At 72.7% G+C, this 25954-nt stretch carries 27 protein-coding genes; 18 read left to right on the top strand and 9 right to left on the bottom strand.

Annotation, left to right across the window (positions count from 1 at the left end):
• Positions 1-67: 67 nt before the first annotated feature.
• Together AB0O67_RS00690 and AB0O67_RS00685 are read right to left on the bottom strand one after the other, a co-directional pair.
• Positions 68-1423 (bottom strand): acyl-CoA dehydrogenase family protein, encoded by a 1356-nt coding sequence (locus tag AB0O67_RS00690; RefSeq protein ID WP_365443822.1) that lies wholly within the window; start codon positions 1421-1423, stop codon positions 68-70.
• Positions 1416-2096: an alpha/beta hydrolase gene (locus AB0O67_RS00685; RefSeq protein ID WP_365443819.1), complete on the bottom strand. Its 681-nt coding sequence runs from the start codon at positions 2094-2096 to the stop codon at positions 1416-1418. Before AB0O67_RS00685 ends, AB0O67_RS00690 begins: the two co-directional genes overlap by 8 nt.
• 184 nt (positions 2097-2280) lie before the next feature.
• Between AB0O67_RS00685 and AB0O67_RS00680 the strand changes: the two genes are divergently transcribed.
• Entirely contained in the window at positions 2281-2754 is a 474-nt protein-coding gene (locus AB0O67_RS00680) for a MarR family winged helix-turn-helix transcriptional regulator (protein ID WP_365443816.1), read from the top strand.
• An 80-nt stretch (positions 2755-2834) separates the two neighbouring features.
• On the opposite strand, the gene AB0O67_RS00675 is transcribed toward AB0O67_RS00680, so the two are convergent.
• Positions 2835-3311 carry a MarR family winged helix-turn-helix transcriptional regulator gene (locus tag AB0O67_RS00675; protein WP_365443813.1) on the bottom strand — a complete coding sequence of 159 codons (477 nt, stop codon included), beginning with the start codon at positions 3309-3311 and terminating at the stop codon, positions 2835-2837.
• Between the two features lie 126 nt (positions 3312-3437).
• Between AB0O67_RS00675 and AB0O67_RS00670 the strand changes: the two genes are divergently transcribed.
• Positions 3438-3791, top strand: a complete 354-nt coding sequence (locus AB0O67_RS00670) for a DoxX family protein (protein WP_365443810.1) — start codon at positions 3438-3440, stop codon at positions 3789-3791.
• Positions 3792-4035: 244 nt separating this feature from the next.
• On the opposite strand, the gene AB0O67_RS00665 is transcribed toward AB0O67_RS00670, so the two are convergent.
• Positions 4036-4677 carry a TetR/AcrR family transcriptional regulator gene (locus AB0O67_RS00665; RefSeq protein WP_365443807.1) on the bottom strand — a complete coding sequence of 214 codons (642 nt, stop codon included), beginning with the start codon at positions 4675-4677 and terminating at the stop codon, positions 4036-4038.
• Positions 4678-5077: 400 nt separating this feature from the next.
• Here AB0O67_RS00665 and AB0O67_RS00660 point away from each other — a divergent pair, with 400 nt between their 5' ends.
• Positions 5078-5251 (top strand): hypothetical protein, encoded by a 174-nt coding sequence (locus AB0O67_RS00660; RefSeq protein WP_365443804.1) that lies wholly within the window; start codon positions 5078-5080, stop codon positions 5249-5251.
• 155 nt (positions 5252-5406) lie between these two features.
• Here the strand turns inward: AB0O67_RS00660 and AB0O67_RS00655 are convergent, their stop codons facing one another.
• Positions 5407-6225, bottom strand: a complete 819-nt coding sequence (locus tag AB0O67_RS00655) for an IclR family transcriptional regulator (RefSeq protein ID WP_365443801.1) — start codon at positions 6223-6225, stop codon at positions 5407-5409.
• 258 nt (positions 6226-6483) lie between these two features.
• On the opposite strand from AB0O67_RS00655, the gene AB0O67_RS00650 reads away from it, so the two are divergent.
• The 8 genes from AB0O67_RS00650 to AB0O67_RS00615 are packed head-to-tail and all read left to right on the top strand — an operon-like array spanning position 6484 to position 14188.
• Positions 6484-7839, top strand: a complete 1356-nt coding sequence (locus AB0O67_RS00650; protein ID WP_365443798.1) for an SLC13 family permease — start codon at positions 6484-6486, stop codon at positions 7837-7839.
• A gap of 2 nt (positions 7840-7841) precedes the next feature.
• Entirely contained in the window at positions 7842-9101 is a 1260-nt protein-coding gene (locus AB0O67_RS00645) for a CoA transferase (RefSeq protein WP_365443795.1), read from the top strand.
• A 7-nt stretch (positions 9102-9108) separates the two neighbouring features.
• Complete coding sequence (locus AB0O67_RS00640; RefSeq protein WP_365443792.1) at positions 9109-10326, top strand: CoA transferase; 1218 nt, start codon at positions 9109-9111, stop codon at positions 10324-10326.
• 2 nt (positions 10327-10328) lie between these two features.
• Positions 10329-11132, top strand: a complete 804-nt coding sequence (locus tag AB0O67_RS00635; protein ID WP_365443789.1) for an enoyl-CoA hydratase-related protein — start codon at positions 10329-10331, stop codon at positions 11130-11132.
• 30 nt (positions 11133-11162) lie between these two features.
• Complete coding sequence (locus AB0O67_RS00630) at positions 11163-11603, top strand: OB-fold domain-containing protein (protein ID WP_365443786.1); 441 nt, start codon at positions 11163-11165, stop codon at positions 11601-11603.
• On the top strand, positions 11600-12742 hold the full coding sequence (locus tag AB0O67_RS00625) for a thiolase family protein (protein ID WP_365443783.1): 1143 nt from the start codon (positions 11600-11602) through the stop codon (positions 12740-12742). Before AB0O67_RS00630 ends, AB0O67_RS00625 begins: the two co-directional genes overlap by 4 nt.
• Positions 12743-12765: 23 nt before the next feature.
• Complete coding sequence (locus AB0O67_RS00620; RefSeq protein ID WP_365443780.1) at positions 12766-13392, top strand: SDR family oxidoreductase; 627 nt, start codon at positions 12766-12768, stop codon at positions 13390-13392.
• Positions 13393-13429: 37 nt separating this feature from the next.
• The gene (locus tag AB0O67_RS00615; RefSeq protein WP_365443777.1) at positions 13430-14188 is read left to right on the top strand and encodes an SDR family NAD(P)-dependent oxidoreductase; all 759 of its coding nucleotides are present in this window, start codon (positions 13430-13432) and stop codon (positions 14186-14188) included.
• A gap of 55 nt (positions 14189-14243) precedes the next feature.
• Here AB0O67_RS00615 and AB0O67_RS00610 read toward each other — a convergent pair whose 3' ends face one another.
• Both AB0O67_RS00610 and AB0O67_RS00605 read right to left on the bottom strand, forming a co-directional pair.
• Complete coding sequence (locus tag AB0O67_RS00610; protein ID WP_365443774.1) at positions 14244-15245, bottom strand: helix-turn-helix domain-containing protein; 1002 nt, start codon at positions 15243-15245, stop codon at positions 14244-14246.
• An 82-nt stretch (positions 15246-15327) separates the two neighbouring features.
• Complete coding sequence (locus AB0O67_RS00605; protein ID WP_365443771.1) at positions 15328-16842, bottom strand: IucA/IucC family protein; 1515 nt, start codon at positions 16840-16842, stop codon at positions 15328-15330.
• Positions 16843-16955: 113 nt separating this feature from the next.
• Here AB0O67_RS00605 and AB0O67_RS00600 point away from each other — a divergent pair, with 113 nt between their 5' ends.
• From AB0O67_RS00600 to AB0O67_RS00590, 3 genes are all read left to right on the top strand, one after another.
• Positions 16956-18449 carry an IucA/IucC family protein gene (locus AB0O67_RS00600; protein WP_365443768.1) on the top strand — a complete coding sequence of 498 codons (1494 nt, stop codon included), beginning with the start codon at positions 16956-16958 and terminating at the stop codon, positions 18447-18449.
• Between the two features lie 89 nt (positions 18450-18538).
• The gene (locus tag AB0O67_RS00595; RefSeq protein ID WP_365443765.1) at positions 18539-19801 is read left to right on the top strand and encodes a VWA domain-containing protein; all 1263 of its coding nucleotides are present in this window, start codon (positions 18539-18541) and stop codon (positions 19799-19801) included.
• Positions 19801-20580, top strand: coding sequence for a hypothetical protein (locus AB0O67_RS00590; protein ID WP_365443762.1), 780 nt, complete (start codon positions 19801-19803; stop codon positions 20578-20580). The genes AB0O67_RS00595 and AB0O67_RS00590 overlap by 1 nt, the downstream gene beginning before the upstream one ends.
• A gap of 67 nt (positions 20581-20647) precedes the next feature.
• On the opposite strand, the gene AB0O67_RS00585 is transcribed toward AB0O67_RS00590, so the two are convergent.
• Positions 20648-21274 carry a winged helix-turn-helix transcriptional regulator gene (locus tag AB0O67_RS00585; RefSeq protein ID WP_365443759.1) on the bottom strand — a complete coding sequence of 209 codons (627 nt, stop codon included), beginning with the start codon at positions 21272-21274 and terminating at the stop codon, positions 20648-20650.
• An 85-nt stretch (positions 21275-21359) separates the two neighbouring features.
• Between AB0O67_RS00585 and AB0O67_RS00580 the strand changes: the two genes are divergently transcribed.
• From AB0O67_RS00580 to AB0O67_RS00565, 4 genes are read left to right on the top strand one after another with little or no spacing between them, the layout of a single operon-like run.
• A complete protein-coding gene (locus tag AB0O67_RS00580) occupies positions 21360-22568 on the top strand; it encodes a pyridoxal phosphate-dependent aminotransferase (protein ID WP_365443756.1) in 1209 nt (402 codons plus the stop codon).
• A gap of 21 nt (positions 22569-22589) precedes the next feature.
• Positions 22590-23192 (top strand): histidine phosphatase family protein, encoded by a 603-nt coding sequence (locus tag AB0O67_RS00575; RefSeq protein WP_365443753.1) that lies wholly within the window; start codon positions 22590-22592, stop codon positions 23190-23192.
• Between the two features lie 47 nt (positions 23193-23239).
• Positions 23240-23857, top strand: coding sequence for a hypothetical protein (locus AB0O67_RS00570; protein WP_365443750.1), 618 nt, complete (start codon positions 23240-23242; stop codon positions 23855-23857).
• A 52-nt stretch (positions 23858-23909) separates the two neighbouring features.
• Complete coding sequence (locus AB0O67_RS00565) at positions 23910-24332, top strand: acyl-CoA thioesterase (RefSeq protein WP_365443747.1); 423 nt, start codon at positions 23910-23912, stop codon at positions 24330-24332.
• Positions 24333-24389: 57 nt separating this feature from the next.
• Here the strand turns inward: AB0O67_RS00565 and AB0O67_RS00560 are convergent, their stop codons facing one another.
• Positions 24390-25736: a nucleobase:cation symporter-2 family protein gene (locus AB0O67_RS00560; protein ID WP_365444075.1), complete on the bottom strand. Its 1347-nt coding sequence runs from the start codon at positions 25734-25736 to the stop codon at positions 24390-24392.
• Positions 25737-25954: the final 218 nt, after the last annotated feature.

Here is a 25954-nt window from a genome sequence, read left to right as displayed (position 1 = left end):
GCGGGCGCGCGGACCCGCACCCACGCCCCAGGCCCAGGCCCAGGCACGTCCGGTCCCCGCCCCGGTCTCAGACCATGAGGCTGACGCGGTCCTGGACGCCGAGGAGGCTCTTGCCGTAGACCTCCAGGCCGACTGCGGGGACGAGCCCGGCATGGCGGGCCGCGGTGTTGGCGTCCCTCCAGATGCGCTGGAGCAGACCGTCATCGGCGAACGCCGACGAGCCGTGCGCGTCGAGCAGCGTGCTGATCGCCTCGACCACCTGCTGGGCCGCGTAGCCGGCGCGGGCCCGGATGTGCGCGCGCGTGGCGTAGTCCAGCGGTCCGAGCACGCCGCGGTCGACCTCGTCGACGGCCTGGTAGGCGAGCAGCCGGGCGGTCTCCCACCGCAGCGCTGCCTGCGCGATCTGGGTCTGGACGCCGACCGAGTCGGCCTGCCGGCCGTGCACGGTGAACGCGAGCGGCTTCGAGCCCGCGGCCTCCACGACGGTGTCCAGCGCCGCCTTGCCCAGCCCGAGCAGCGGCCCGACCAGGCTCAGCAGCAGCATCGGCCCGAACGCCGCGCCGTACAGCGCCTCGTCCCGGCCGGAGCGGGGATAGACCCCTTCCGCCGCCGCCGGCACCGACAGCACCCGGTGCTCGGGAACGAACACGTTCTGCCCGACCAGGGTGTTGCTGGCGGTGCCCCGCATGCCCGCCATGCGCCAGGTGTCCTCGACCACGAGCTCCGAGGCCGGGACCAGCACCAGCGCCTGGTCCCGGACCGAGCCGTCCGCGTCCCTCAGCAGCGCGCCGACGGCCGCCCAGGTCGCGTACGGGGCACCCGAGTTGTACGACCAGCGGCCCGTCACCCGCCAGCCGCCGGGCACCCGCTCCCCGACACCCGTCGGCGCCGCCACTCCGGTCACCCGCGCGTCGGGGTCGGCGCCGAACACGTCCTCCTGCGCCTGGTCCGGGAACAGGCAGGTCAGCCAGTTCGTCACCGAGATGATCATCCCGACCCAGGCCGCCGAGCCGTCCCCCTCCCCCAGCGCCTCCGACACCTCCGTGAGCGTCCGCAGGTCCGTCTCGTAGCCGCCGAACCGCCGAGGCGTCAGCAGCCGGAAGACGCCCGCCTCCGCCAGCGCGTCGACGACCTCCTGCGGCACCATCCGGTCCGCGTCCCCGCGGGCCGCGCACCCCCGCAGCAACGGCCGCAACGCGGCGGCCCTTGCCACGAGTTCCTCTCGCGCGGTCTCGATGGACGGCACGCTCGCCGCACCCTCACGTCCTGCGTCGCTCATCGCGTACTCCTCGCGGACACTCATCGTGTCGTCACTCATTGCGTTGTCACTCAGTTCGTTGTCACGCATCGCGTCGTCGTTCACTGCGTCGTCGTTCACTGCGTCGTCGTTCACCGTGTCGTCGGCCCTCGCGTTGTCAGGCATCCGCGATCTCCGTGAGCAGGGCGCCCAGTTGGGCGGGCATCGACAGGAACGGCGAGTGACCGCTCCCGATCCGGTGGACCGCTTCGGACCTGGCGGCCAACGCTTCCTGGTGCCCGGGCGGCAGTGCCTGGTCGTACTCGCAGACGACGTAGGTCGAGGGCACGGTGTGCCATGCCGCCTGGGTGAGACTGTCGCTGAAGGACCTGGTGCTCTGCGGCACGAGCCGCGCGACGGCCTCCGCCGCCTCGGCCTCGGGTACGTCCCCGTAGAACATGGCGGCGGGGTTGTCCGGTACGGGCTGGAAGCCGCGCGGCGCGGGCGGTACGGGGGCACCGTGGAAGCCGAGGAGACTCTCACCGGCGTCGAGCTGGTAGGCCGCCAGATAGACGATCCGTTCGACATTTGCGGCCTGCGCCGCGGCCTGGGTGGCGGGGATGCCGCCGTAGGAATGGGCGACGACCACGGCCGGGCCGTCGATGCGCCGCAGCGCGTCCAGAACCACCCGCGCGTCGTCCTGGACGCCGGCCTCCCGCCCCGCGCTGGGCAGGTCGACCGTGCGGGTTCGCCGGCCTCGGGCGTTCAGCACCGCCGTCAGCGGGCTCCAGCACCAGGAGCCGTGCCATGCCCCGTGCACGAGGAGCAGCGTCGGGCGGGGGACCCCATCTGTAGTCACTGGATGTCCGTTTCTGTGGTCGGTCGATCGCACCAGGCGCTTCGACGACCCGGCGAGAGGGAGCGTAAGTCGCGTCGGACAAGGTGTCCAACGTGATGTCCATCGCGGTGGCGAACGCGACATTGATGGCGGCTGCTCAACGATATAGATCGCTCGATGGTTTCGAGCTTGATAGCATCAGGAGGTGACTGTGGACGAGCGCCCGATCGATGACGCGGAGAGCGATCTCCTGGAACGGCTCGGATTCCTCCTGGCCCGGCACGGCGCCGTGGCGGACAACCGGATCCGCCACGCACTGCAGGACTTCCGGCTGACCCCCCGGCAGGGCACGACGCTGATCCTGCTGGGCAAGTCCCGTTCCATGGGGCAGCAGGCGCTCGCCGCGGCGCTCGACGTCGACGCGAGCGTCATGGTCGGAATCCTCAACGACCTGGAGGCCGCGGGCCTGGTGGAGCGCCGGCGCGACCGGTCCGACCGGCGGCGTCACAACGTGGCCATCACCGGCGAGGGCGACTGCCTGCTGGCCAAGACCCACCAAGCCGTGACGGATGTGGAGCGGGAACTGTTCCGCCATCTCTCACCCGAGGAGATCGCCACGCTGCGCGGCCTGCTCCGCCGGATCGAGACACCCCCGGACGACCCCGCCTGCGCCGAGTAAACCCCCCGCAGGCAGCAGGGGTCAGAGCCTGACGGGCGGCTTTCGGCAGGCCCGGGTCACGCGGGCGCGCGGAGCGCAGATCACCCTTCGGTGCAGGCCGGATCGCCAGGAGTGCTGCGGACACGGGCCAGCAGCTCCCGAAGCGTCGCGAGCTCCTCGGCGGAGAGGTCGGCGAAGAGCCCGCGCTCGACCTCGGCGACGGCGCCCTGAGCCTTGACCAGCAGACCCCGCCCCTCCTCCGTGATGGCCACGATGTGGCGCCGGCGGTCGGAGGGGTCGCGACGGCGCTCCACGAGGTGGGCCGACTCCAGCTCGTTCAGAATGCCGACCATGATGCTGGGGTCCACCTCGAGGGCCGTCGACAGAGCCTGCTGGCTCATGAATCCGGTCCTGCCCACCAGCATCAGCGCCGCGCCCGGCCGGGCCGCCAGGCCGCAGGACTCGAAGGCGCGGTGAACGCGACTGTTCGCGATGGCGCCGTTGCGGGCCAGCAGGAATCCGAGCCGGTTCAGAGGATCGCTCCCGGCCACGTCAGCCACGGACTCGTTCACGCTCATGCCCTCACATTACCAAGGAGATAATCATCACGGCGATTAAATCATTGACACTCATCTATCATTTGAGGGCATCAACATATCGCGTGAGCATCAGCACCGCGCGAGCACGCACGACTGGAGAATCCGATGCCCCTCGCAACAGCACTGCTGTCCTGTGCACTCGCGGCCTTCATGACCTTCGCCGGCGCGCCCAAGCTCTCGGGCGGCCCGCGGACGCAGGGCATGGCCACGCACCTACGGGTGCCGACCGGACTGCTCCGCCTCGTCGGACTGGCCGAGGTCGCCGCGGCCATCGGACTGGTGGTGGGCCTCTTCGCCACCTGGGCGGGCGTGGCGACCGCCGGGGGCCTCGCCGTGCTGCTGCTCGGCGGGGTGGCGTCCCATCTGCGTGTCAAGGACGGCTTCGCCGCAGCCGCGCCGGCCTTCGTCTCCGCGGTCGTGGCGGCGTGCGTCACCGTCCTGCATGTCACGGGCAGTTGACCGGACACCCCGGGATCACTCCTCGGAGCCTCGACGCGCCGCGCGACATGGCCACCCTCGGCGGCAATCTGCTGCGACGCGCCAGGTGCCGCTGCATAGGGGGCCCGACGTGACCGCCCGCGACAAGCGCAGCCCCGGATCGGGCTGCGCCGCCGTCACCGGGGCGCACCGGATGCACGCCGCCCTCGGCACCGGCGACCACTGAACACCATCGTCCAGTGGGCTTCGAGTGACGCCCGGCGCCTCAGTCGACGGCCGCCCGCGGGGCGCGGCGGTAGACGCCGTACCAGTAACCGTTCGCCAGTTCGCGGGCCACGGCCGAGTCGTCGCCGCCATCGCTGTCGGCCACCTGCTGGGCGATGACCTGGCCGCCGCCCTGGACGATGACCCGGGCGGTGAGTTCGGGGTCGATGTCCGCAGGTGTCCGGCCGGCCTGCTGCTCCTCCTTGAGCACGGTCACGACGTGGGCGGCGAAGCGGCCCTGGTCGGCCGTCCAGGCCTCCCGCACGACCGGGTCGTAGGCGGCCACTTCGTTGATCGCCGACAGCAGTCCGGCGTGCTCGCGATAGTGGCGCAGGATCAGCTCGTAGGTGCGGGCCAGGCCGTCCAGTCCGCCGCCCGGAGCGCAGGGCCACCAGGACGTGGCGATGGCGTGGCTCTCCGTCTTGAGCGAGCCGCCGAGCCGGAGCAGCAGGTCCACCTTGTCGCGGAAGTACAGGTAGAACGTGGAGCGGGAGATCCCGGCGGCGTGCGCGATCTGCTCGACGCTGAGTTCGGTGTAGGTGACACCGTCGCGCAGCAGTGCGTCGATCGCGGACAGGATCCGCTTCTCCAGGGCGGACCTCCGGTCGGCCGCGCTGGAGCGTCGTCGCGTGGTGGAAGCCATGGGTTCATCCTAGGGAAGCGGGCTGGTGGGGCCGAGTGCCCGGCGGCACCTGGCGACCGCGGCCACTCACGCCACCGCCCGCGATCCGGCCGGTCGGCGGATCGCGGGCGGCGTGACGGTGCGGGGTCCGTCAGTGCGGGAGCTGGTCGATGGTGATCGGCAGGGAACGCTGCGGCGCCCCGTGGCCCGCACCGCGTGAGGCGTCGGCGAACGCGGTCGGAGCACGGGCACTGTTCGCGGTGGATGACGAAAGCGATCCGGGACGTTACAACCGTCACACTCCGAAAATCATTGAACTCCATCAATCATCTGTTAAGTTCAATGCAAGCGCGATGACGCGGAGCCGACCACACGACGCTCCGGCGCTCACCGCTTCGACCACAGCTTTTCCGGAGTTCCCATGCCCAGGACCACCCTTTTCACGGCCATGCAGCAGCTGCTCCCGACGGGCGGCGCCACCGGCGCCGGCCGCCACCGCGGCCGACGCGCACACGAGCACCCCACCCTCCTGGGGCAGCCTGGCAGCGGCAGGCACCGCCGCGTACGGGAAGCCGCGCTGTCGGCGAGGGACTGAGACGCGGGCCTGACAACAGGCCCGCCACACCGGACACCTGCACCGCATCGAGTGGGCGATGGGCGTGCAGGGGCCGTACCCGCTGAGCGGCGCGGGCGGCCGTTGGGCGGTGTCCACACGCGACCATGGGGAGTCCGCGGTGGACACCGCCCCTTTCACTGCCGCGCGCCGCGCCGCCCGGCCTCGAAGGCGCGGATCTCGTCGAGGGACCTGGGCCTGACGGCGTCCTGCGCGGCCCCGAGCTGCCGGGAGATCTGCGCCCCGGTCCGCGACATCGCGGCGACGACGAACGGCAGGCGGTCCGGGGACAGCCGCCCTCGGGGCGCGGACACGTGCACCGCGGCGTTCACGGCGCCGGAGGCGTCGACGACCGGGGTCGCGACCCCCAGGATCCCCTCGACGCTCTCACCGTCGCTGACGCTGTAGCCGGACGTGCGGATGCCCTCGAACTCGTGCCGCAGACGGTCACGGTTCACGAGCGTGTACGGCGTGTACTTCTCCAGATCGGGTGCGTGCAGCACCCGCTGTTCGAGATCCGCGTTGCAGGCGGCCATGAGCTTGCCGACGGCCGAACCGTGCAGCGGACGCGGCCCGCCGAGCTTCATGACGACGGACAGGGTCTGCCCCGCCTCCTGGCGGTCCGCGTAGACGACACTGCCGCCGCTGCGCACGGCGAGGTAGGTGTTCTCGTTGATCTCCTCGCACAGCTCGACCAGATAGGGCCGGCTGACGTGCCGGATGTCGACGCTGTCCACGATCGACAGGGCGAGGACCACGGAGCGGGGACCGAGGGCGTACGTGCGCTGGCCCAGCAGTTTGACCGCGTCGAGTCCGACCAGCACCTGAAGCAGGTCGTGCGCGCTGCTCATGGGCAGCGCGAGGTCGTCGCACAGGCGCTTGAGCGTGCAGCCCTCCTGGTGCTGGGCCAGGTACCCCAGGATCACCAGCGCCCGGTCGATACGGGCCGGGTTCATGGCGTGTCCCCTCTGTCGATGCCGAGGCAGTCAGCGTCGTCCATCCTCCTCCGAAACACTATTCGGATTCACGAAGTCGGAAGGCCCCCGCCACCTCCGTGATCCGCGCTTCGGGCATCCCTTGACGGCACTCCCCTACCGACCTAGCATCCCTCACTACGTAAATACGAAGTTAATTTCGGAATCTCGAAGCATGCGGGAAGCCGCACGGCCGGGTCGGTCCGGCGGCCGGATCCGTGAAATCAAGGAGATCCCCCTTTGTCCGCACAGCTTGTTTCCATCGCAGCGCTGCTGGCGATCTTCGTGATCGGCACGATCCGTGCGGTGAATCTCGGCGCCCTGGCCTTCGTCGCGGCATTCGCGGTAGGCGTCGGGGTGCTCGGGATGGACACGTCCGAGGTGCTCGCCGGTTTCCCGGCGGAGTTGTTCGTCATCCTCGTCGGCGTCACGTACCTGTTCGCCATCGCCAAGAACAACGGCACCGTCGAATGGCTGGTCCAGGCAGCCGTCCGCGCGGTGGGCGGCAGGGTGGCGGCCATTCCCTGGGTCATGTTCTTGATCAGCGGTGTGCTCGTGGCGCTCGGCGCGGTCAGCCCCGCCGCCGTCGCGATCATCGCCCCGGTCGGCATGGTCTTCGCGGCCCGCTACGGGATCAACCCGCTCCTCATGGGCCTCATGGTGGTCCACGGCTCCGCGGCGGGGAACTTCTCGCCCATCGGCGTCCTGGGCGTGGTCACCAACGGAGTCGTCGAGCGCAGCGGCATCCCGGGCGACGCCACGGGCCTCTTCCTGAGCAACCTCGTCTTCAACGTGCTCCTGGGCCTAGGCGTCTTCTGCGCCTTCGGCGGCCGCAAGCTCCTGCGCGCCGGACGCGCCACCCCTGTCCTCGACACCGCACCCGGCGGCGCCCCCGAGTCACCGGAGCCCGGCGGACGACCCGGCGGAACCGGCGTCGTGACGGAGCCTCGCGGGGTCAAGGCCCCGGCGGGGGCCCTGCCGCGGACCGAGGCCCTCCGCCTGGACCGGGACCGCGTCATCACGCTCGTGAGCATGGCCGCGATGGTGGCCGGCGCCCTCGTGTTCGACCTCGATGTCGGGCTGATGGCCCTGACAGCGGCCGTTGTGCTCACGCTGCTCTCGCCCGCGCCCGCAAAGGACGCCGTCGGCCAGATCAGCTGGGGCATCGTGCTGCTGGTCTGCGGCATCGTCACCTACAGCGGCCTGATGCAGACGGTCGGCACGGTCGACTACCTCGGTGACGCCATCTCGCAGCTGGACGCACCGCTCCTGGCCGCGCTGCTGATCTGCTACATCGCGGCCGTCGTATCGGCGTTCGCCTCCACCACCGGCATCCTGGGCGCCCTGATCCCCCTCGCCGTCCCGCTCCTGGCCACCGGCCAGGTGGGCGCGGTCGGGCTGATCGCCGCCCTGTCCATCTCGTCGTCCGTGGTCGACTCCAGCCCCTTCTCCACCAACGGCGCGATCGTCGTCGCCAACGCGCCGCAGGAGAAACAGGCCGTCGTCTACCGGCAGCTCATGAAGTGGGGCTTCGGCCTCGTCCTGGTCGCGCCCCTGGTGAGCTGGGCCGGCCTGACCGTTCTGGCGGATTGGTGAACATGACCGCACACCACGGCCCCGGCCCGGTCACCCCGGCCACGGCCCACCCCGTACGCCCGCTCGACGGTCTGCGCGTCGTCGACCTGAGCACCCGCCTCGGCACGTACACCGGCCGCCTGTTCGCCGACCTCGGCGCCGACGTCGTGCGCGTCGAGCCCCCGGGCGGCGTGCCGGAGCGCACCGTGCCCCCGCTGACCGGGGACGGCACCAGTCTTCCCTTCGCCTTCACCGAGGCGGGCAAGCGCAGCGTCGTCCTGGACCTGGAAGACCCCGGCCAGGCCGAGCAGCTGGAGAGGCTGCTGGCCACCGCCCAGGTCCTGGTCACGAGTGAGGGTCCGGCACGGCTGCGCGGGCGGCGGCTGCACCCCGACGACGTCACCCGCCGGCACCCCGGGCTGATCCATGTGTCCGTCAGCCCGTTCGGGCTCACCGGGCCCTGGGCCGACCGCCCGGCCTCCGACCTGACCCTGCTCGCGGCGGGCGGGCTGCTCGCGCTGGCCGGGGACCCGGACCTGCCGCCCGTACGGGCCTGGGGGGAGCAGACCTCGGTCATCGCCGGTGTGCACGCGGCGACCGCCGCGCTGATCGCCCTCCTCGCCCTCGAGGACGGCGGCCACGGCCAGATCGTGGACGTGTCCGCCCAGGAGGCGGTGGCCCACTCGCTGGAGAACGCCGTCCAGTACGTCGACCTCGAAGGCCTCGTCAGGGCGCGGGTCGGCGCCGGGCCCGCCGAGGCCGGCACGGGCCTCTTCGCCTGCGCCGACGGCTGGATCTACCTGGTGGGAGGTCTCGGCGGGCTGCCGCTCGCGTGGGACGCGATCACCGAGTGGCTGCAGGCCGACGGCCTGCAGGAGGCGGCGCAACTGCGTGCGCCCCGCTGGCAGGAGCGGGCCTGGCGCCGCAGCGCGAGCGGTGTGCACAGGTTCCGGACGCTCTTCGAGCGGTTCGCCGCCCCGCGCACCAAGCGGCAGCTCTACGAGGACGGGCAGCGGCGCGGCATCAGCATCGCGCCCGTCTCCACACCGGAGGACCTGCTGACCAGCCCTCAGCTGACCGAGCGGGGCTTCTTCCGGCAGATCACCGTCGGCGGCGCCACGCTCCCGTTCCCCGGATCGCCGTACCGCTTCGACGGCCTGGTCGTCGCCCCGGGCGACGTTCCCGCGGCGCCCGGCGCCCACACCCGCGCGGTGCTGGACGCCCTCCCCGGAAACGGACCGGCCGTCGCCCCCACCCCCACGCCCGCAGGCCCCAAGGAGTAACAGCACCATGCCCTCCCGGCTCCCGCTCGACGGGATACGCGTCGCCGACTTCACCTGGGTCGGCGCGGGCCCGTTCCTGACCAAACCGCTCGCCGACCACGGCGCCGACGTCATCAAGATCGAGTCCCGGACGCGCACCGACCCGATCCGCAGCATGGCCCCCTTCCGTGACGGCTCCCCCGGCACCGACCGCAGCGGCTACTTCGCCAACCGCAACACCAGCAAGCGGTCCGTCTGCCTGGACCTCAAGGACCCGCGCGGCAGGGACCTGGCCCTCGAACTCATCGCGCGCAGCGACGTCGTGGCGAACAACTTCACGCCCGGCACGATGGACCGGCTCGGCCTCGGCTACCAGGACGTCCTCGAGGTACGGCCGGACGTCGTCTACCTGGACATGCCGATGCAGGGCAACGCCGGACCGCACCGCGACTTCCGGGGCTACGGCCTGACCATCGCCGCCGCCGGCGGGCTGCTGGGGCTGACCGGCCACATCGGACGGCCCCCGGTGGGCACGGGCACCAACTACCCCGACCACGTGCCCAACCCGCTGCACGCCGCGGTCGCGGTGCTCGCCGCACTGCGCCGGCGGCGCAGGACCGGCGAGGGCCAGTACATCGAGCTCGCCCAGCTGGAGTCCACCGTCAACGTCGTCGGTCCCGCGCTGCTCGCGGCGGCCGCCGGGCTGCCCACCGGCAGGTCCGGCAACGAGGACACGGTCGCGGCACCGCACGGCGTCTATCCGTGCGCCGGCGAGGACCGCTGGTGCGCCGTGAGCGTCACCACCGACGACCAGTGGACGGCGCTCACCGAGACCCTCGGGCACCCCGAGTGGGCCTCCCGGCCCGGCTTCGCGACCGCCGAGGGGCGCCGCGCCGCCCGGCAGGAGCTGGACGCGGCCGTGGCGTCGGCCACCGCCGCCCGGCCGGCCGACGAGCTGGCCGAGGCGCTCACCGCGGCAGGCGTGCCGGCGGCCGTGGTGAGCGACGCCGGACAGGTTCTCGCCGACCCCCAGTTGAACGCCCGGGGCCACTGGGTCGTCCTCGACCACCCCGAAATGGGCCCCAGCGTCTACGACAACATCCCCTACCGGCTGTCCGCCACCCCCGGCGCGCTGCGCGGCCCGGCGCCCCTGCTCGGCGCCGACACCCGCGCGGTCTGCGTGGGCCTGCTGGGCCTGGACCCGGACACGTACGAACACCTCGCGGAAGAAGGAGTGGTGGGCTGACCATGGCCATCGAGACCGAGCGCACGGACCGGACACTGATCGTGCGCATCAACCGCCCCGAGGCGCTCAACGCGCTGGACGTGGACGCGATGCGCGCCCTCAACGAGGTGCTGCGCGACTTCCGCGACGACCCCAAGCTCGCCGTCGGCGTCATCACCGGCGCGGGGGACCGCGCCTTCTGCGCCGGCGCCGATCTGAAGAAGACGCTCCCGCCGCGGACCTCGTTCGCCGGCGCCTACTTCGCACCGTACGAGCAGAGCGTCGAGGAGGGCCTGTACGTCCGCGCCCTCACGCTCAGCGAGCTGAACATCGGCAAACCGCTGATCGCCGCCGTCAACGGGCACGCCCTGGGCGGCGGCGCCGAGATCGCCCTCGAATGCGACGTCCGGATCGCCGGTGAGAACGCCACCTTCGGCCTGCCGGAGGCGCGCGTGGCCAGCGTCCCCGCCGTGGGCGGCGTGACCCGGCTGCTGCGCGCGATCCCCCGGGCCGTCGCCATGAAGATGATCCTCACCGGCGACCGCATCGACGCCCAGGAGGCCCACCGCATCGGCCTCGTCAGCGACGTCGTCCCCACCGGGGACCTGCTGCCCACCGCCCTGGACATCGCCGACCGCATCGCCGCCAACGGCCCCCTGGCCATCAAGAGCCTCAAGGCCCTCGCCGACCGCACGCAGGACCTGCCGTTGACGCAGTCGATCGCCGTCGAGCAGCTGCTGTGGGGCGTGCTGCGGGACACCGACGACCGCGTGGAGGGCCGTACCGCCTTCGCCGAGCGGCGCCCGCCCGAGTTCCACGGCCGCTGATCCCAATCCTCCCGGAAGGACTTCGAACCCATGCCCTCAACGCAGTCGCCACCCTCGGCCGACCGTCAGGTCGGAGCCGAGTGGACCCATCAGGACGGGGACCGCACCACGCTGACCATCACGGTCTGCGACAACTGCGCCGCCCGCTGGTTCCCGCCCCGCGAGGCGTGCTCCACCTGCGCGTCGGACGCCGTGCACGACATCCGCAGCGAGACGGAGGGACGCGTCTACGCCTCCTCCGTCGTCCGGATCGCGCCGCGCGGCTTCCAGGCCCCGTACGTCCTGACGTACGTCGACATCAGCGGCGTGCGTCTGCTCGCCCACAGCCCGGGAGCCGAGGAGGCGCCGGCGCCCGGCACCCCGGTCCGGCTGACCGTCGCGCCCATCGCCGGCACCGGCGAATCCGTGCTCACCTCGTACGCCGTGACCCCGGTCGACGGCGGGGAAGCCACCACAGGAGGTACCCGATGAGGCCCGTCCACGTCGCCGGGGCGGCCGTCCAGCCCTTCGGCAAGCACCCCACGCTGAACGCCGCCGAGCTCGGCCACCGCGCGGTCCGGGAACTGCTCGACCGGACCGGGATCACCCCCGACGCGGTCCACGCCGGCTTCGGCGGTTCGACGTACGGCGGCTCGCTGCTCACCCAGCGCGTCCTGCAGCGCGTCGGCGTCTCCGGGCAGCCCGTCTTCACCGTCGAGAACGCCTGCGCGAGCGGTGCCTCCGCTGTGCACCTGGGCTGGCAGGCCGTGGCCTCCGGGTCGGCCGACGTCGTGATCGCCTTCGGTGCGGAGAACCTCTCCGGGTTCGGCGGCGGCACGCTCCCGCTGACGACCAACGACATCGAGATCGAGCAGGGCATGGTGATGCCCGCCGCGTACGCCATGCGCGCCCAGCGGTACCTGCACGACTTCGGCGCCTCGGTGGACGACCTGACGGCGGTGTCCGTCAAGAACCGCCGCAACGGCGCGCTCAATCCCCGCGCCCACTTCCGGCGCGAGGTCTCCGAGGCGGACGTCGCCGCCTCCCGCCCGGTCGCTGATCCGCTGCGGCTGCTGCACTGCTGCCCCAACAGCGACGGCGCCGCCGCGGTGCTGCTGTGCACCGAGGAGGTGGCCCGCGAGCTGGGGACGCCGAGCGTGCGCATGCGCGCCAGTGTCGTGCGGTCCGGCACCTTCCACACCGCGTACCGGGACATGACCTGGCCCGACATCACCGAGCGCGCGGCCCGGGCCGCCTACGACATGGCCGGGCTCATGCCGGGCGACCTCGACCTGGTCGAGCTGCACGACGCGTTCAGCATCGCCGAGCTCCTGCACTCCGAGGCCCTCGGCATCGCGGAGCGCGGCAAGGCCCACCATGCCGTCAGGAACGGCGAGTTCGACCGCGACGGGCGCGTCGCCGTCAGCCCCAGCGGTGGGCTGATGTCCCGCGGCCACCCGGTCGGGGCCACCGGAGCCACCCAGATCTGCGAGGCGTACTGGCAGCTCACCGGCCAGGCCGGCGATCTCCAGGTGCCGAACGCCTCCGTGGCTCTCACGCATGTCACCGGCGGCGGCATCTTCGGCGTCGACAACGGGGCGTGCTCCGTCCACATCCTCACCTCCGACTGAGCCGACCGAAAGGCCCTCTGTCCATGTCCGACACCACCTCCCCCCGCCGCGCCCTGGTCCTGGACCCGGCCGGCACCGCCACGGCGCGCGCGATCGCCGCCCGGCTCAGGTCCGCCGGCCACGACGTCGAGACGGCCGTGGAAGCCCCGGCCGGACCGGCCGGTCCTCTCGACGTCGTCGTCCACGAGCCGGGCCTGCTCGACGACGAGCTCTCCGGCCGCCCGGCGGACCAGCTCTACACCGCCCTCGACCGGTTGGGCCCGCGTCTTCGTCCGCGGCAGGACGGCGGCTGCCGTGTCGTCGTCGTCGCGAGCCGGGACGGGCTGGGCTGGCCGAGCCGCCCCGACCTGGCCGCCGAGAGCGGGGCGCTGGTCGCCACGGCCCGCAGCCTGGCCCTGCGCCTGGGCCGCCGCGGGGTCACGGTGAACGTGGTCGCCGCGCTCCCGCCCGAGGGCAGCCCGCTGCGTGACTCCGGCCGCCCCGAGAACACCCACCTGTACGAACCCGAGGCACTCACCCCGCATCCGGTGACCGCGCAGGACATCGCCGAGACCGCCGCCTTCCTCGCGGACGCCCGCAGCGGCTACGTCACCGGCCAGGTCCTGTACGTCTGCGGCGGCGCGAGCCTGCTGTCCAGCCTGTCCGTCTGAAACCGGAAGCACGATGACCCAGAACGAAGGAAACCCCATGGATCTCGGCGGACAGGTCGCCGTGGTGACCGGTGCCGGCAGCGGCATCGGGCTGGAGATCGCCCGCGAGTTCGCCACCGCCGGAGCGAGCGTGGCACTCGCGGACATCGACGCCGACCGGGCGGAGCTCGCCGCCCGGCAACTGAGTGAGCTGGGCGCCAAGGCCGTCGGACTGCCCGTGGACGTCGCCTCCCGCGAGGCGGTGACCCGGCTCTTCGCCGAGGTCGAGGAGCGGCTCGGCCCGGTGGACGTCCTCGTGAACAACGCGGGCATCAGCATCGACCACGGGGTCCGCAACATCACCGACGAGGAGTGGGCCAAGACCGTCGCCGTCAACCAGACCGGCGTCTTCCTGTGCAGCCAGGCCGCCGCCACCTCCATGATCCCGCGGCGGACCGGACGCATCGTCAACGTGGCGTCCCGGGCCTGGCTCGGCTGGTACGGGCAGCTCGCCTACGCCTCCTCCAAGGGCGCTGTCGTCTCCGCCACCCGGTCCCTCGCCATCGAGCTGGCGAAGTACGGCATCACCGTCAACTGCCTCGCGCCGGGCCTGATCGACACGCCGTTGCTGCGCCGCGAGCCCCAGGAGGTGATGGACCGGCTGCTGCTCGCCCAGCCCATGGGCACCCTCGGCGAAGCGTCCGACGTGGCCTGGGCCGCGCGGTACTTCGCCTCGCCCGCGAGCCGGTCGGTCACCGGGCAGGTGCTGTACGTGTGCGGCGGCAAGAGCCTGTACGCCCAGCCCGCCCGCGCCTGAGCACGCCCCCTGGTCCGTGGACCCGCCGTCGACGCGCGGGTCCACGCCCGGGGGCTCAGATCCAGTTGCGGCGGGCGGCGTGCCAGCCGAGCTGCATCCTGGTGGCGACACCCGCGAGGCTCATCAGGCCCTGGATACGCCGCTGGACGGTGCGGCGGCTGATGCCGAGCTGGCCGGCGATGGCCTGGTCCGTGAGTCCGGCCACCATCAGCGAGAGCAGGTGCCGGTCGTCCGCGGTGAGCGCGGTGGGGTCGGCCTGCGCGCCGGATCCGCCGAGCCGGCCCTCCGGCGTCACATGCAGGGGAACGCCGATCTCCCAGTAGCGCTCGAACAGCGCCACGAGGGCGCCCAGCAGACTGCTGCCGCGGATGACTGCCGCCGTCACGTCACGGGGGTCGCCCGCCGGGCCGGCCGGCGCCAGTGGACAGATGGCCAGGCACCGGTCGGCGATGGCCATCCGCAGCGGCAGCGCGGGCACGGCACGCGCCACCTCACCCGCCCGCACGGCCCTGACGACGTTGTCGACGGCCCCGGCGTCGTCGAAGAACGCCTGCTCGTACAGGACCCGGTAGGCGACCCCCTCGGCCATGGCGTCGAACTCGGCCTGATTGGTGCCCGACGGCATCGCGACGTACTGCGCCTTGCAGAACCAGAGCAGTTCACGGCGGGCGCTGGACTGGATCTGCTGGAGCCGCTGACGCAGCGCCCCGGCGCCCGTGATGATCTCGACGACCTCCCCCGCGTCCCGGGCCCAGGCGTGGTGGCGATAGGCCTCCATGAGCTCGGAGATGACGGCGCGGGCCTTGTCCAGGTCACCGGCCCGGCGTTCGAGCCGGGGCAGCAGGGTCACATCGGGCGGGTTGGCGACGAACCGCCCCGGTGCGCCCTCCACCGCGCGGGCCAGGCCCTTCTCCTCCAGCGCCGCGAGGAGGCGCTGAGCGGCCTCGGCGTCCGTGCCCGTCGCCGCGGACACGTCCGTCACCGACGCCGAGACGGCGAGGACGAGGGCGCGATACGCGTCGGTCTCGATGTCCGTGAGACCTACCGGCTCCAGCATGCTCCGCCCTTCCCGCCCCTGGCCGCCCACCGCGCGGCACACCGGTCAGAGTAAGCCAGGTGTGCGAACAGGTGACCGGGGCCTATCCTTCGGCCAGCGGGTTGGGCAACGGCCGGTAGCGGGCGTCGGCGCCGTCCGCTCCCGTCCAGCGCAACAGCAGGTTGGTCTTCGCGGGGAGTGCCGGCGCGGTGAGCAGGCCGGCGATCTCGGGCACGTCGTGCCGGGACAGCTCGCGGCGGACGGCGGGCCAGGGGGCCAGCCCCGGGTGCCGTTCGGCGAGTGCCCCGGCGAGCTCCGCCAGGTGGTTGACGACCAGGCAGTAGACCAGCCGCTCCCACCCTGCGGCCCGCTCCACGTCCGGCAGCAGCTTGACGCCCTCCGCGTCCCGGAACAGCGCCTGCACCGGCGCCCCGTCGGCGTCACAGGCCACCAGCGAGTTCTGCAAGTGCGCCTCCAGTACGACACCGTGGCCCGAGAAGGCCGCGAGGACGGGGGGCACCACCTGGCGCAGATACGCCTCCCACCAGCGCTCGGGGTCCGTCGGGCCGTCCAGCGGGCTGCCCGTGAAGCCCTCGACCAGCCCGGCGGCCAGGAACGGGGTCGCGCCGGGCAGGACGTGGCCGCGCAGCCCGTCGCGGACCAGTACGGCCAGTTCCTCGAAGGCGAAGCCGGCGGTGCGGTAGCCCCGGTCGGACAGCCAGGCCGCCGTCCCTCCCGCCAGCGCCCGGCTCGCGGCGGCGTCGGTGCGGCGCAGCTTCAGCAGGTCGTGCCGCCACAGCCGCCGTACGTCGTTGGTGATGCGCACGTCGAGGCTGAACTTCAGGAAGAGATCACGCTCCGGGGCGTACACCGTGCGGATCGCGGCCGTGGGCCAGACCGGGGCGGCGGTGCGGCCCAGCCGGATCAGCCGGCCGTCGGCGAAGGCGGGGGCGAGTTCACGGGCGGTCAGGTCGAGCTGCCAGGGGTGGGCGGGCAGCAGCCGGTAGCCGGGCGGGGGTTCGCCGAGCGTGTCGAGCGCAGACGTGTCGCCCTCCTCCACGACGGTGTCCTCGCGCACCCCGAGCAGGACGAGGGGGAAACGGGCGTACGCCTCGGGGGCGTACGGGAGCCAGCCCGCGGCCGGTCCGCCGCCGCGCGCCTTGGGGGCGGGGTGGTGGGGGTGACCGGTGACCAGGGACTGCTCGGAGCGCAGGTAGGGGTCGTCCGAGGGGGTGGCATGCGCGCGTGCGGCGAGGATGGCGGCTACGGCTTCCCGGCTGTCGGTCATCTCGGCGGGCAGTTCGTGGTTGGACAGGCCGGTGTGGCGGCGCAGTTCCTCGGTGACGAGTCCGACGAGTTCGGTGTGGTCGAGGCGGTGCCAGCCGTGGGGCGTGTACACCTCGGGCGCGGTGGGCCGCCGGCCGCCGCGCACCCGCAGCAACCGGTCACCGCCGGGCAGCCGGTAGACCCCTTCCCGGCCCGGCAGGGGCCGCGCCACCTCGCGCAACAGACAGTTGAGCAGCGGCGCGGACGCGTGGGCGTCGGCCAGATCGGCGACGTCGTCGGGTGCCGCGGCGTCGGCGCCGCCGGGTGGGGGGATGAGGTCCACGCGTTCCACTCGTTCCCTACGGTTCATTCAGGCGGAGACGATCAGTATCGCGGTCGTCACGCCCGCAGTGACCGCGGAGGTCAGGCCAGCCTGCCCCCGACCCGTTCCCGAGGAGCCCGCCCGTGCACCGTCCCCCCACCGCCGAGGCCGAGGTCGCCGACGAGCTGTCCGTCGTCCGTCCGGACCTCGCCGCGCGGTACGCGGCCGAACTGCCCGACGCCCGGGCGGCCGTACTGACGCGCCTGTGGCGTGCGCTCACCCATGAGCCGCTCCCCTGGATCGAGGGCCGCGTGCCGGGGCCGGACGGCGTCACCCTGCGGCTGCGCGACGGGCGCCGGCTGCACGGCCCCGCGCCGGACCCGTACGCGACCGCCGCCTATGTCACCGCCGTACGGCTGGACGGTGTGCGGTACGACCGTCCGGCACGGCTGATGACGGATCTCGCCGTACCGCACGGTGCCGAACTCGCCGCGGAACTCGACCACAGCGCCGCCTCCCTGGCCCTGTCCAGGGCGGCACAGCCGACTCACCCGGAAGAGTGGCCCGAAAGCGACTGGCAGTGGGAGCAGCGGGTGGTGGACGGGCATCCGTACCACCCGAACTGCCGCTCCCGGCCGGGATTCTCGGTGGCCGAGCAACTCGCCCACGCCCCCGAGCACCGCCCGCTGGTGGGGCTCGGTCTGGTGCCGGTCCCGGCGGAGACGTGTCTGGTGACGGGGGCGTGGCCGGACCGGATGCGGGACGGGGAGCGGGTGCTGCTCCCGGTGCATCCGTGGCAGGCGGCGCATGTGCTGAAGCGACCGTGCGAGGAGCGGCTCACCGGGCACCCACTGATGTCCCTGCGCACCCTCGCCCTGGACGACGGGGCGCACGTCAAGACGGCGCTCAGCGCGCGTCTGACGTCGTCCGTGCGGGACATCTCGGTGCCGTCGGTCGCCGCGTCCATGACCCTTTCGGCGTTCGCGGAGGAGCTGGCGGCCCGCACGGACGGCCTGTTGCACGTCACGCGCACGCTGGGCGCGGCCACGGACGGGTCGCCGGATCTGGCGGCCGTGCTGCGGGAGTCGCCGCGGGAGTACGCGGGCCCCGGTGAGCGGGTGCTGCCGGTGGCGGCGCTCGCGACCACGGGACTCGCGCGGTCCGCGGCGTGGCTCGGCGAGTTCGCGCGGCTCGCCCTCGCCGTCGGGCTGCGGCTGCTGGAGCTGGGCGTGGCACTGGAGGCGCACGGCCAGAACCTCCTCGTCGTGCTGTCCGTGAGCGGCGCGCCGGTGCGGCTGGTCTACCGCGACCTGGCCGACATCCGCGTCAGCCCGGCCCGTCTGGCCCGGCACGGCATCCCGGATCCGGAGCTGCCCGCCCGGATCGTCACGGACGACGTGACGGCGCTGCGGCGCAAGCTGTTCGGCTCGCTGGTGGCGGGCGCGCTGGCCGGGACCGCGGGGTCGGGGCCGACGCTGGCGGCGGCACTGGCGACTGCCGTACGAGAGCTGCCGCGCTCCCCCGACCTCGCCGCGCTGTGCGAGGAGCCGCTGCCGACGAAGGCGCTGACGCTGATGCGGCTGTCGCCGGGACGGGTCGGCGATCTCTGGGCGGAGCTGCCCAATCCACTTCATTGACCGGCCGCTCCGGATCCGGACGGCCTCCCGTGCGGGCCCGACGATCTCCTGTTTTGGAGTGCGACACCTCCGATCAATAGGATCCGCCGATGATCACAAGACAACGGCTGGCGGCAGGGGCCTGCGCCCTGCTCGCCGCGCTGGCGGCCGGGATCGCGCTCCCGTCGACGGCGCTCGCCGACGAGACCACGGCCGCCGCGCCCAAGGTCGACCTCGTACTGGACGTCAGCGGTTCGATGCGGGCGCGGGACATCGACGGCCAGTCGCGGATGGCGGCGGCGAAGCAGGCGTTCAACGAGGTGCTGGACGCCACGCCCGAGGACGTACAGCTCGGTATCCGCACCCTCGGCGCCAACTACCCCGGCGACGACCAGAAGACGGGCTGCAAGGACACCGCCCAGCTCTATCCGGTCGGCCCGCTGGACCGCACCGAGGCCAAGGCGGCGGTGGCCACGCTGACGCCGACCGGCTGGACCCCTATAGGCCCGGCGCTGCTGAAGGCGGCCGGCGACCTCGACGGCGGCACCGGCTCCAAGCGGATCGTGCTGATCAGCGACGGCGAGGACACCTGCGCCCCGCTCGACCCGTGCGAGGTGGCCCGCGAGATCGCCGCCAAGGGCATCGGTCTCACCATCGACACGCTCGGCCTGGTGCCCAACACCAAGATGCGCCGGCAACTGAGCTGCATCGCCGAGGCGACCGGCGGCACGTACACGTCGGTGCAGCACACGGACGAACTCACCGACCGGGTGAACCAGTTGGTGGACCGGGCGGCCGATCCGGTGGTGACGCCGGTGGCCGCCGAGGGCGCGGAGCAGTGCGCGCAGGCGCCGACGTTGAAGTCGGGCCTGTTCACCGACCGCGAGGAGTTCGGGCAGCAGCGCTGGTACCGGGTGGACGTGCTGCCCGGCCAGGAACTGCGCGCCTCCGTGAGCGTGTCCGCGGACCGGGACGTCACCCCGGCGCACGGTGTGCTGCTGCGGGCGGTCACGGCGAAGGGCCGCGAGATCGTCCGGGGCGAGGCGGCGGGCAACGGCCGTACGGACGTGATCTCGACGGGGTTGCGCTACCCGAAGCGCGACAGCGACGAGGACGAGCCCCTGGCCGAGAGCGTGTGCCTTCAGGTCACCCACTCGTTCTCGGCGGCCTCCGGTGTGAAGACCACGCCGGGCCTGCCACTGGAACTGACGATCGACGTCGTCGACGGGCCCTCCGCGTCGGACGACGTGGCCGCCTTCGGCCTCGGGCGCGGCTGGTGGCTGCTCGGCGCTCTCGTCCTGACCGGTTTCGTCGCCGGTCTGCTGTGGGGCTGGCTGTCACGCTGGCGGGTCGCGGTCTGGAGGACCAACTGATGCGTATCGTGAGGGCTTTGGGCGTGGCACTGCTGGCGCTGGGATGGGCCGCCGCCCCGGCCGCGGCCGACTCCCCGTCACCGGCCCCGTCGCAGGACGGCGCGACGCCGGTCCAGGCGGGCACGTCGTTCCGTACGGCGGCCGAGTTCGACCAGGGGCGGACGGCCACCGCGGACGCCTCCGCGGGCGACTACCTGTACTGGTCGTTCCCCGCCGACGCCGGTCAGCGTCCCACCGTCAGGGCGACGGTGAAGCTGCCGCAGACGCACGCCGCCGAGACCTGGCAGCTCGACGTGTACGACGGTCTGCGGCGCCGCCAGGCCTGCCAGTACGGGTCGCAGACGCGCACCGCCGCCGCCGACGCGGCCACGCTGGAGCTGGCCTGCACACTGCGCACGGTCCGTGCGTGGTCGGAGCCTTGGGCCAACGACCCGCTGCCGGGCACGTACTACATCCGTCTCACGGCGGTGGGCCTGCCGACGACGGACCTGGGTCTGCCGGTGGGCGCCGAGGTGCGGGTGGAGGCCAAGGAGATCGGCGGCGCCGCCGCGGTGGACGGCTCGCTGGCCGAGCCGCTGGTGCCGGGGGCCGCCGTCAAGTCCGAGGAGGACGACGAGGACTCGGCGGTGCTGTCGAGCATCGAGCCCGAGGACGGCTGGGCCTCCGGCTGGTGGTCCGACCGGTGGGTGTGGACGGCGGTGGGCGGCGCGCTGGCCGCGCTGGCCGGCATCGGAGGGTACGCGCTGACGCGGGGGGCGGGACGGCCGACCGGAGTCTGATGCCCTGCGCCCCAGGGCTGCCGACGCCCACCAGGAGGCCCGCCCCGTGCGGGCCTCCTGCTTTTCCTCACGCCTCCCGCAGCGTCTTGGCCAGTGCGCTGTCGCCGGACACGGTGATCCGGCCGTCCCGCACGGCCTCGGCCACGCCCACCTCGCCGCGGGCGACCGCCGTGCACGTGTCCGTGCCGAGGACCAGCAGGGCGTCGGGCTCGCCGGGCGCCGGCCCGTCGCCGTACACGGCACCCTCCTCGGCGCCGACGTACAGATGGAAGTCGCCCTCCTCCAGCCGCACCTCGACGAGCCCCTCGCCTTCCAGGGCCCGCAGGAGGGGCAGTGCGAACCAGTGGGCCCGGACCGCGTCCGTGGGCCGCCGCTCGCCGAGCTCGGCCTGTCCCCAGCCGCCGAGCGCCTGGAGCACGGGCAGCAACTCGCGCCCACGTGCGGTGAGTTCGTACACGTACGCCGCACCGGGCGGCGGCAGCCGGCGCCTGGTCGTCAGCCCGTCGCGCTCCATGTCCTTCAGCCGCGAGGCGAGTACGTCGGTACTGACGCCCGGCAGGTCCGCGTGCAGGTCCGTGTAACGGCGGGGACCGGCGAGAAGTTCACGGACGATCAGCAGCGTCCAGCGGTCGCCCACGACATCGAGCGCACGGGCGGCGGAGCAGTACTGGTCGTAACTTCGACGAGGTGGCATGCGACGCAGTCTAGACATGTCGTTGGACTTTCCAAGCTCACACTTGGTAAAACCAAGCAACACCACAACCGGAGGGGCGCACCGCATGGAGTTCCGGCAGTCGAACAAGTTGAGCGAGGTCTGTTACGAGATCCGCGGCCCGGTGATCGAGCACGCCAACGCGCTGGAGGAGGCGGGCCACAGCGTGCTGCGCCTCAACACCGGCAACCCCGCGCTCTTCGGCTTCGAGGCGCCGGAGGAGATCCTCCAGGACATGATCCGGATGCTGCCCCAGGCGCACGGCTACACCGACTCGCGCGGCATCCTCTCCGCCCGCCGCGCGGTGGCCCAGCGCTACCAGACCCTGGGCCTGGACGTCGGCGTCGACGACGTCTTCCTCGGCAACGGCGTCTCCGAGCTGGTGTCGATGGCCGTCCAGGCGCTGGTCGAGGACGGCGACGAGATCCTGATCCCCGCCCCCGACTTCCCGCTCTGGACCGCGGTGACCACCCTCGCCGGCGGCAAGGCGGTCCACTACCTGTGCGACGAGCAGGCCGACTGGTACCCCGACCTGGACGACATGGCGTCGAAGATCACGGACCGGACCAAGGCCGTGGTCCTCATCAACCCGAACAACCCCACCGGCGCGGTCTACCCGAAGGAGATCGTCGAGGGCATCCTCGACCTGGCCCGCCGACACGGCCTGATGGTCTTCGCCGACGAGATCTACGACCAGATCCTGTACGACGACGCCGTGCACCACTCGGCCGCCGCGCTCGCCCCCGACCTGGTGGTCCTGACCTTCTGCGGCCTGTCGAAGACGTACCGGGTGGCGGGCTTCCGCTCCGGCTGGCTGGTGGTGACCGGGCCCAGGCAGCACGCCAGGGACTATCTGGAGGGCCTGACCATGCTGGCCTCCATGCGGCTGTGCTCCAACGCGCCCGCGCAGTACGCCATTCAGGCCGCGCTCGGCGGCCGGCAGTCCATCCACGAGCTGACCGCGCCGGGCGGCCGGCTGCACGAACAGCGCAACGTGGCCTGGGAGAAGCTCAACGAGATCCCCGGTGTGTCGTGCGTGAAGCCGAAGGGCGCGCTGTACGCGTTCCCGCGCATCGACCCCAAGGTGCACAGGATCCACGACGACGAGAGGTTCGTCCTGGACCTGCTGCTGCGCGAGAAGATCCAGGTGGTCCAGGGGACGGGCTTCAACTGGCCGACACCGGATCACTTCCGGATCCTGACGTTGCCGCACGCGGATGATCTGGAGGCGGCGATCGGGCGGATCGGGCGATTCCTCGGCGGGTACCGGCAGTAGCGGCCACTTAGCGTGTGCCGCATGGGTGATCTACTGCTGGTGCGGCACGGGGAGACCGAGTGGTCGCGCTCCGGGCGGCACACGGGCCTGACGGACGTCCCGCTGACCGAGCACGGCCGGGAGGAGGCACGCGCGCTGGTGCCGCTGATCCGGTCGCACCGGATCGGCGCCTGCTTCGTCAGCCCGCTGCAACGCGCGCGGGAGACGGCCGAGCTGATCGGGCTGCACGGCGCGGTGCGGGTGGACGCCGATCTGCTGGAGTGGGACTACGGGGGCTACGAGGGAATCACCACCGTCGAGATCCAGCGGGAGCGCCCCGGCTGGTTCCTGTTCACCGACGGGGTGACGCCCGGGCCGCCGGAGCATCCGGGGGAGAGCGTGCGGCAGGTCGGCGCGCGGGCCGACCGGATGCTGGGCAAGGTCGACGCCGCCCTCGCGAACACCGAGGGCGTGGTGGTGCTGGTGTCGCACGGGCACTTCCTGCGGGTGCTGACCGCCCGGCGGCTGGGGCTGCCGCCGCAGGACGGCGCGCTCTTCCAGCTGGCGACGGGCGCGCTGGGCCGGCTGGGCAGCGAGCACGGGCGGCCCGTCGTCGCCGGGTGGAATGTCAGAGCCGGGTCGTAGCCTTCGAAGCGGTGGGACGACTGCCCAGCGCCCGGAGGGAGCACGCCGTGACACGACCGCCGACCGCCGCCCAGCGGCGTGTCATCGACGCCGCCGATCCGGTGACCGGGCGGCTCAGGGGCACGGAGGCGCAGCTCGCGGCGCTGGTGAAGCGAGGGCTGGCGTTCCGCCATCCCCGGCCGCCGCACGATCACTTCCTGACGCCGGCGGGGCACCGGATACGGGAGGCCGAGCCGGCGAGGCCCGAGACCCCCGCGTCCACCGGTGTGTTCGCGGCACGCATCGGGGGCGAGGAGGCTCCGCCGGACGCCGGACCGTCCCGTGTCCGCGAGGTGCACAGCGCGTGGCAGGGCCTGCTGGAGCTGCGCCGGATGACGAACCCCGACGGTGCCACGGACCGGCCGTGCGGCTGGGAGCGGACGCATCTGGTGCAGGCCGCCGCGCTGGCGCTGGAGGCCGCGGACCATCGCCCGGCCGGTCAGGACTCCGCCGGCTACCGGGTGCGGGCCACCCCGCAGCCGGAGGCCGTCGCCGTGTACGAACCGGACGCCGGGGCACTGCGGGCCTGTGCGGCCACGCTGGAGCGGGCGGGCTGGCAGGTCGGCGAGTACACCGAGCCACGGACGCGGGCGCGGTATCTGCTGGCGTCTCCGCGGAGGGCATGATGGGCATTCCGAGATCGAGGGCGCACGGCGCCGGCCACGACAGGGGGAAGCCATGACCGAACCGTTCTCCGTCCGGGTGACGGTCCGCGGATACGAGACCGATGTGCAGGGCCACCTCAACCAGGCCGTCTATCTGAACTACGCCGAGCACGCCCGCTGGTCGCTGCTCCGGGCGGCGGGGATCACCCAGGCCGGCCTGGTGGCGACGGGCGTGGGCCCGGTCGCCCTGGAGACCAACATCCGCTACCTGCGGGAGCTGCTGGCGGGCGACGAGGTCGACGTCACCTGCGTCTTCGAGTGGGGCGAGGGCAAGACGTTCCGGATGCGGCAGACGATCCGCAAGGCCGAGGGCACGGTCGCCGCCGAACTGGTCGGCGTCGGTGGGCTGCTGGATCTGAAGGAGCGCAGGCTGCTGGCCGAGCCGCAGGCGTACTTCAAGAAGCTGGCGACCGACCCGAGCCTGTTCGGGCTGTAGGACCCGTCGGCGCCGAACCGCGCCCGTGGTCCGGCGCCGCCCCGCGACGCTCCGGTCTCATGGCGTGGCGGGGGCCCGGGTCGCCGCTCCGGTGATCTCCTCCCCCGCCTCCATCGGATGCGTGACGTCCTGCGCGTCCCGGCCCCTGCCGAGGTGGTTGAAGACCATGTTCAGCAGGACCGCCGCCACACACCCCGTCGATATGCCCGAGTCGAGGACGATCTTCGCGGTCTCCGGGAAGGCGTGGTAGAACTCCGGCGCGGTGATCGGGATGATGCCGACGGCGAGGGAGACGGCGACGATCAGGACGTTGTTGTCCTTGTCGAGGCCGGCCCTGACCAGGGTCTGGATGCCGCTCGCGGCGACCGAGCCGAACAGGACCACGCCCGCGCCGCCCAGCACCGGACGCGGTACGACGGCGATGAGCGAGGCCGCGACCGGGCACAGGCCCATCAGGACCAGGAACGCGCCGCCGGTGGCGACCACGAAGCGGCTGCGGATCCGGGTCATCGCCACCAGGCCGATGTTCTGCGCGAAGGCGCTGCACATGAAGCCGTTGAAGACGGGGCTGACCGCCGAGCCGAGGGTGTCGGCGCGCAGACCCGCCGCGATGGTCTTCTCGTCCGCCTTGCGGTCGACGATCTCACCGAGCGCCAGCATGTCCGCGGTCGACTCGGTCATCGACACCACCATGACCACGCACATCGAGACGATCGCGGCCAGCTGGAACTGCGGGGCGCCGAAGTGGAACGGCGTGGGGAAGCCGACGATGTCCGCGTCCGCGACCGGCGAGAAGTCCGTCACGCCGAACGGGATCGCCAGCAGCGTGCCGACGACCAGGCCCAGCAGGACGGCGATCTGCTTGACGAAGCCGCGGGTGAAGCGGCGCAGCAGCAGCACGACGACCAGGGTCGCCGCCGCCAGGCCCAGGTTGGTCCGGGAACCGAAGTCGTCCGCCGTGGGGCTGGCGCCCTGCGCCCAGCCGAAGGCGACCGGCAGCAGCGAGACACCGATGAGGGTGATCACGGTGCCGGTGACGACCGGCGGGAAGAAGCGGACGGCCTTGCAGAAGACGGACGACGCGAGGAAGCCGAGCAGACCGGCGACCATGACCGCGCCGAAGATGATCGGCAGCGCGTCGGACTTGTCCTCGGTGGAGGCGACGACGGCGGTCATGGGGGCGACACCGGCGAAGGTGACGCCGTTGACGAACGGCAGGCGGGCGCCGATCTTCCAGATGCCGAGCGTCTGGAGGAAGGTCGCGAGGCCGGCGGTGAACAGGCAGGCGCCGGTGAGGAAGGTGAGTTCGGTGCCGGACAGGCCGATGGCCGCGCCGACGATCAGGGGTGGGGCGACGACTCCCGCGTACATCGCGGCCACGTGCTGCAGGCCCGTGGTCGCCATTCGGAGGACGGGGAGTTTCTCGTCGACGGGGTGGACGGCTCGCTGCTCGGGGACGGTGGGCGGTACGGCATCGGGCTGAGCGGCCACGGCGGCTCCTCCGGTCGGGTACACGTCGGCTCCGACGTGGGTTTCAGGGAGGTGGTGCTGGTCGTGCGGGACCGTGACGGGGTGCGAGAGGGGCAGGGGGGACCGGTCCGGGGCGCACGCGGACGCGTGCG

Origin of the sequence: Streptomyces sp. NPDC086077 (genome assembly GCF_040686175.1) — a bacterium.
Taxonomy (GTDB): Bacteria; Actinomycetota; Actinomycetes; order Streptomycetales; family Streptomycetaceae; genus Streptomyces.
Note: the sequence above shows the minus strand (reverse complement) of the source record. Positions and strands in the feature narration are given on the sequence as shown.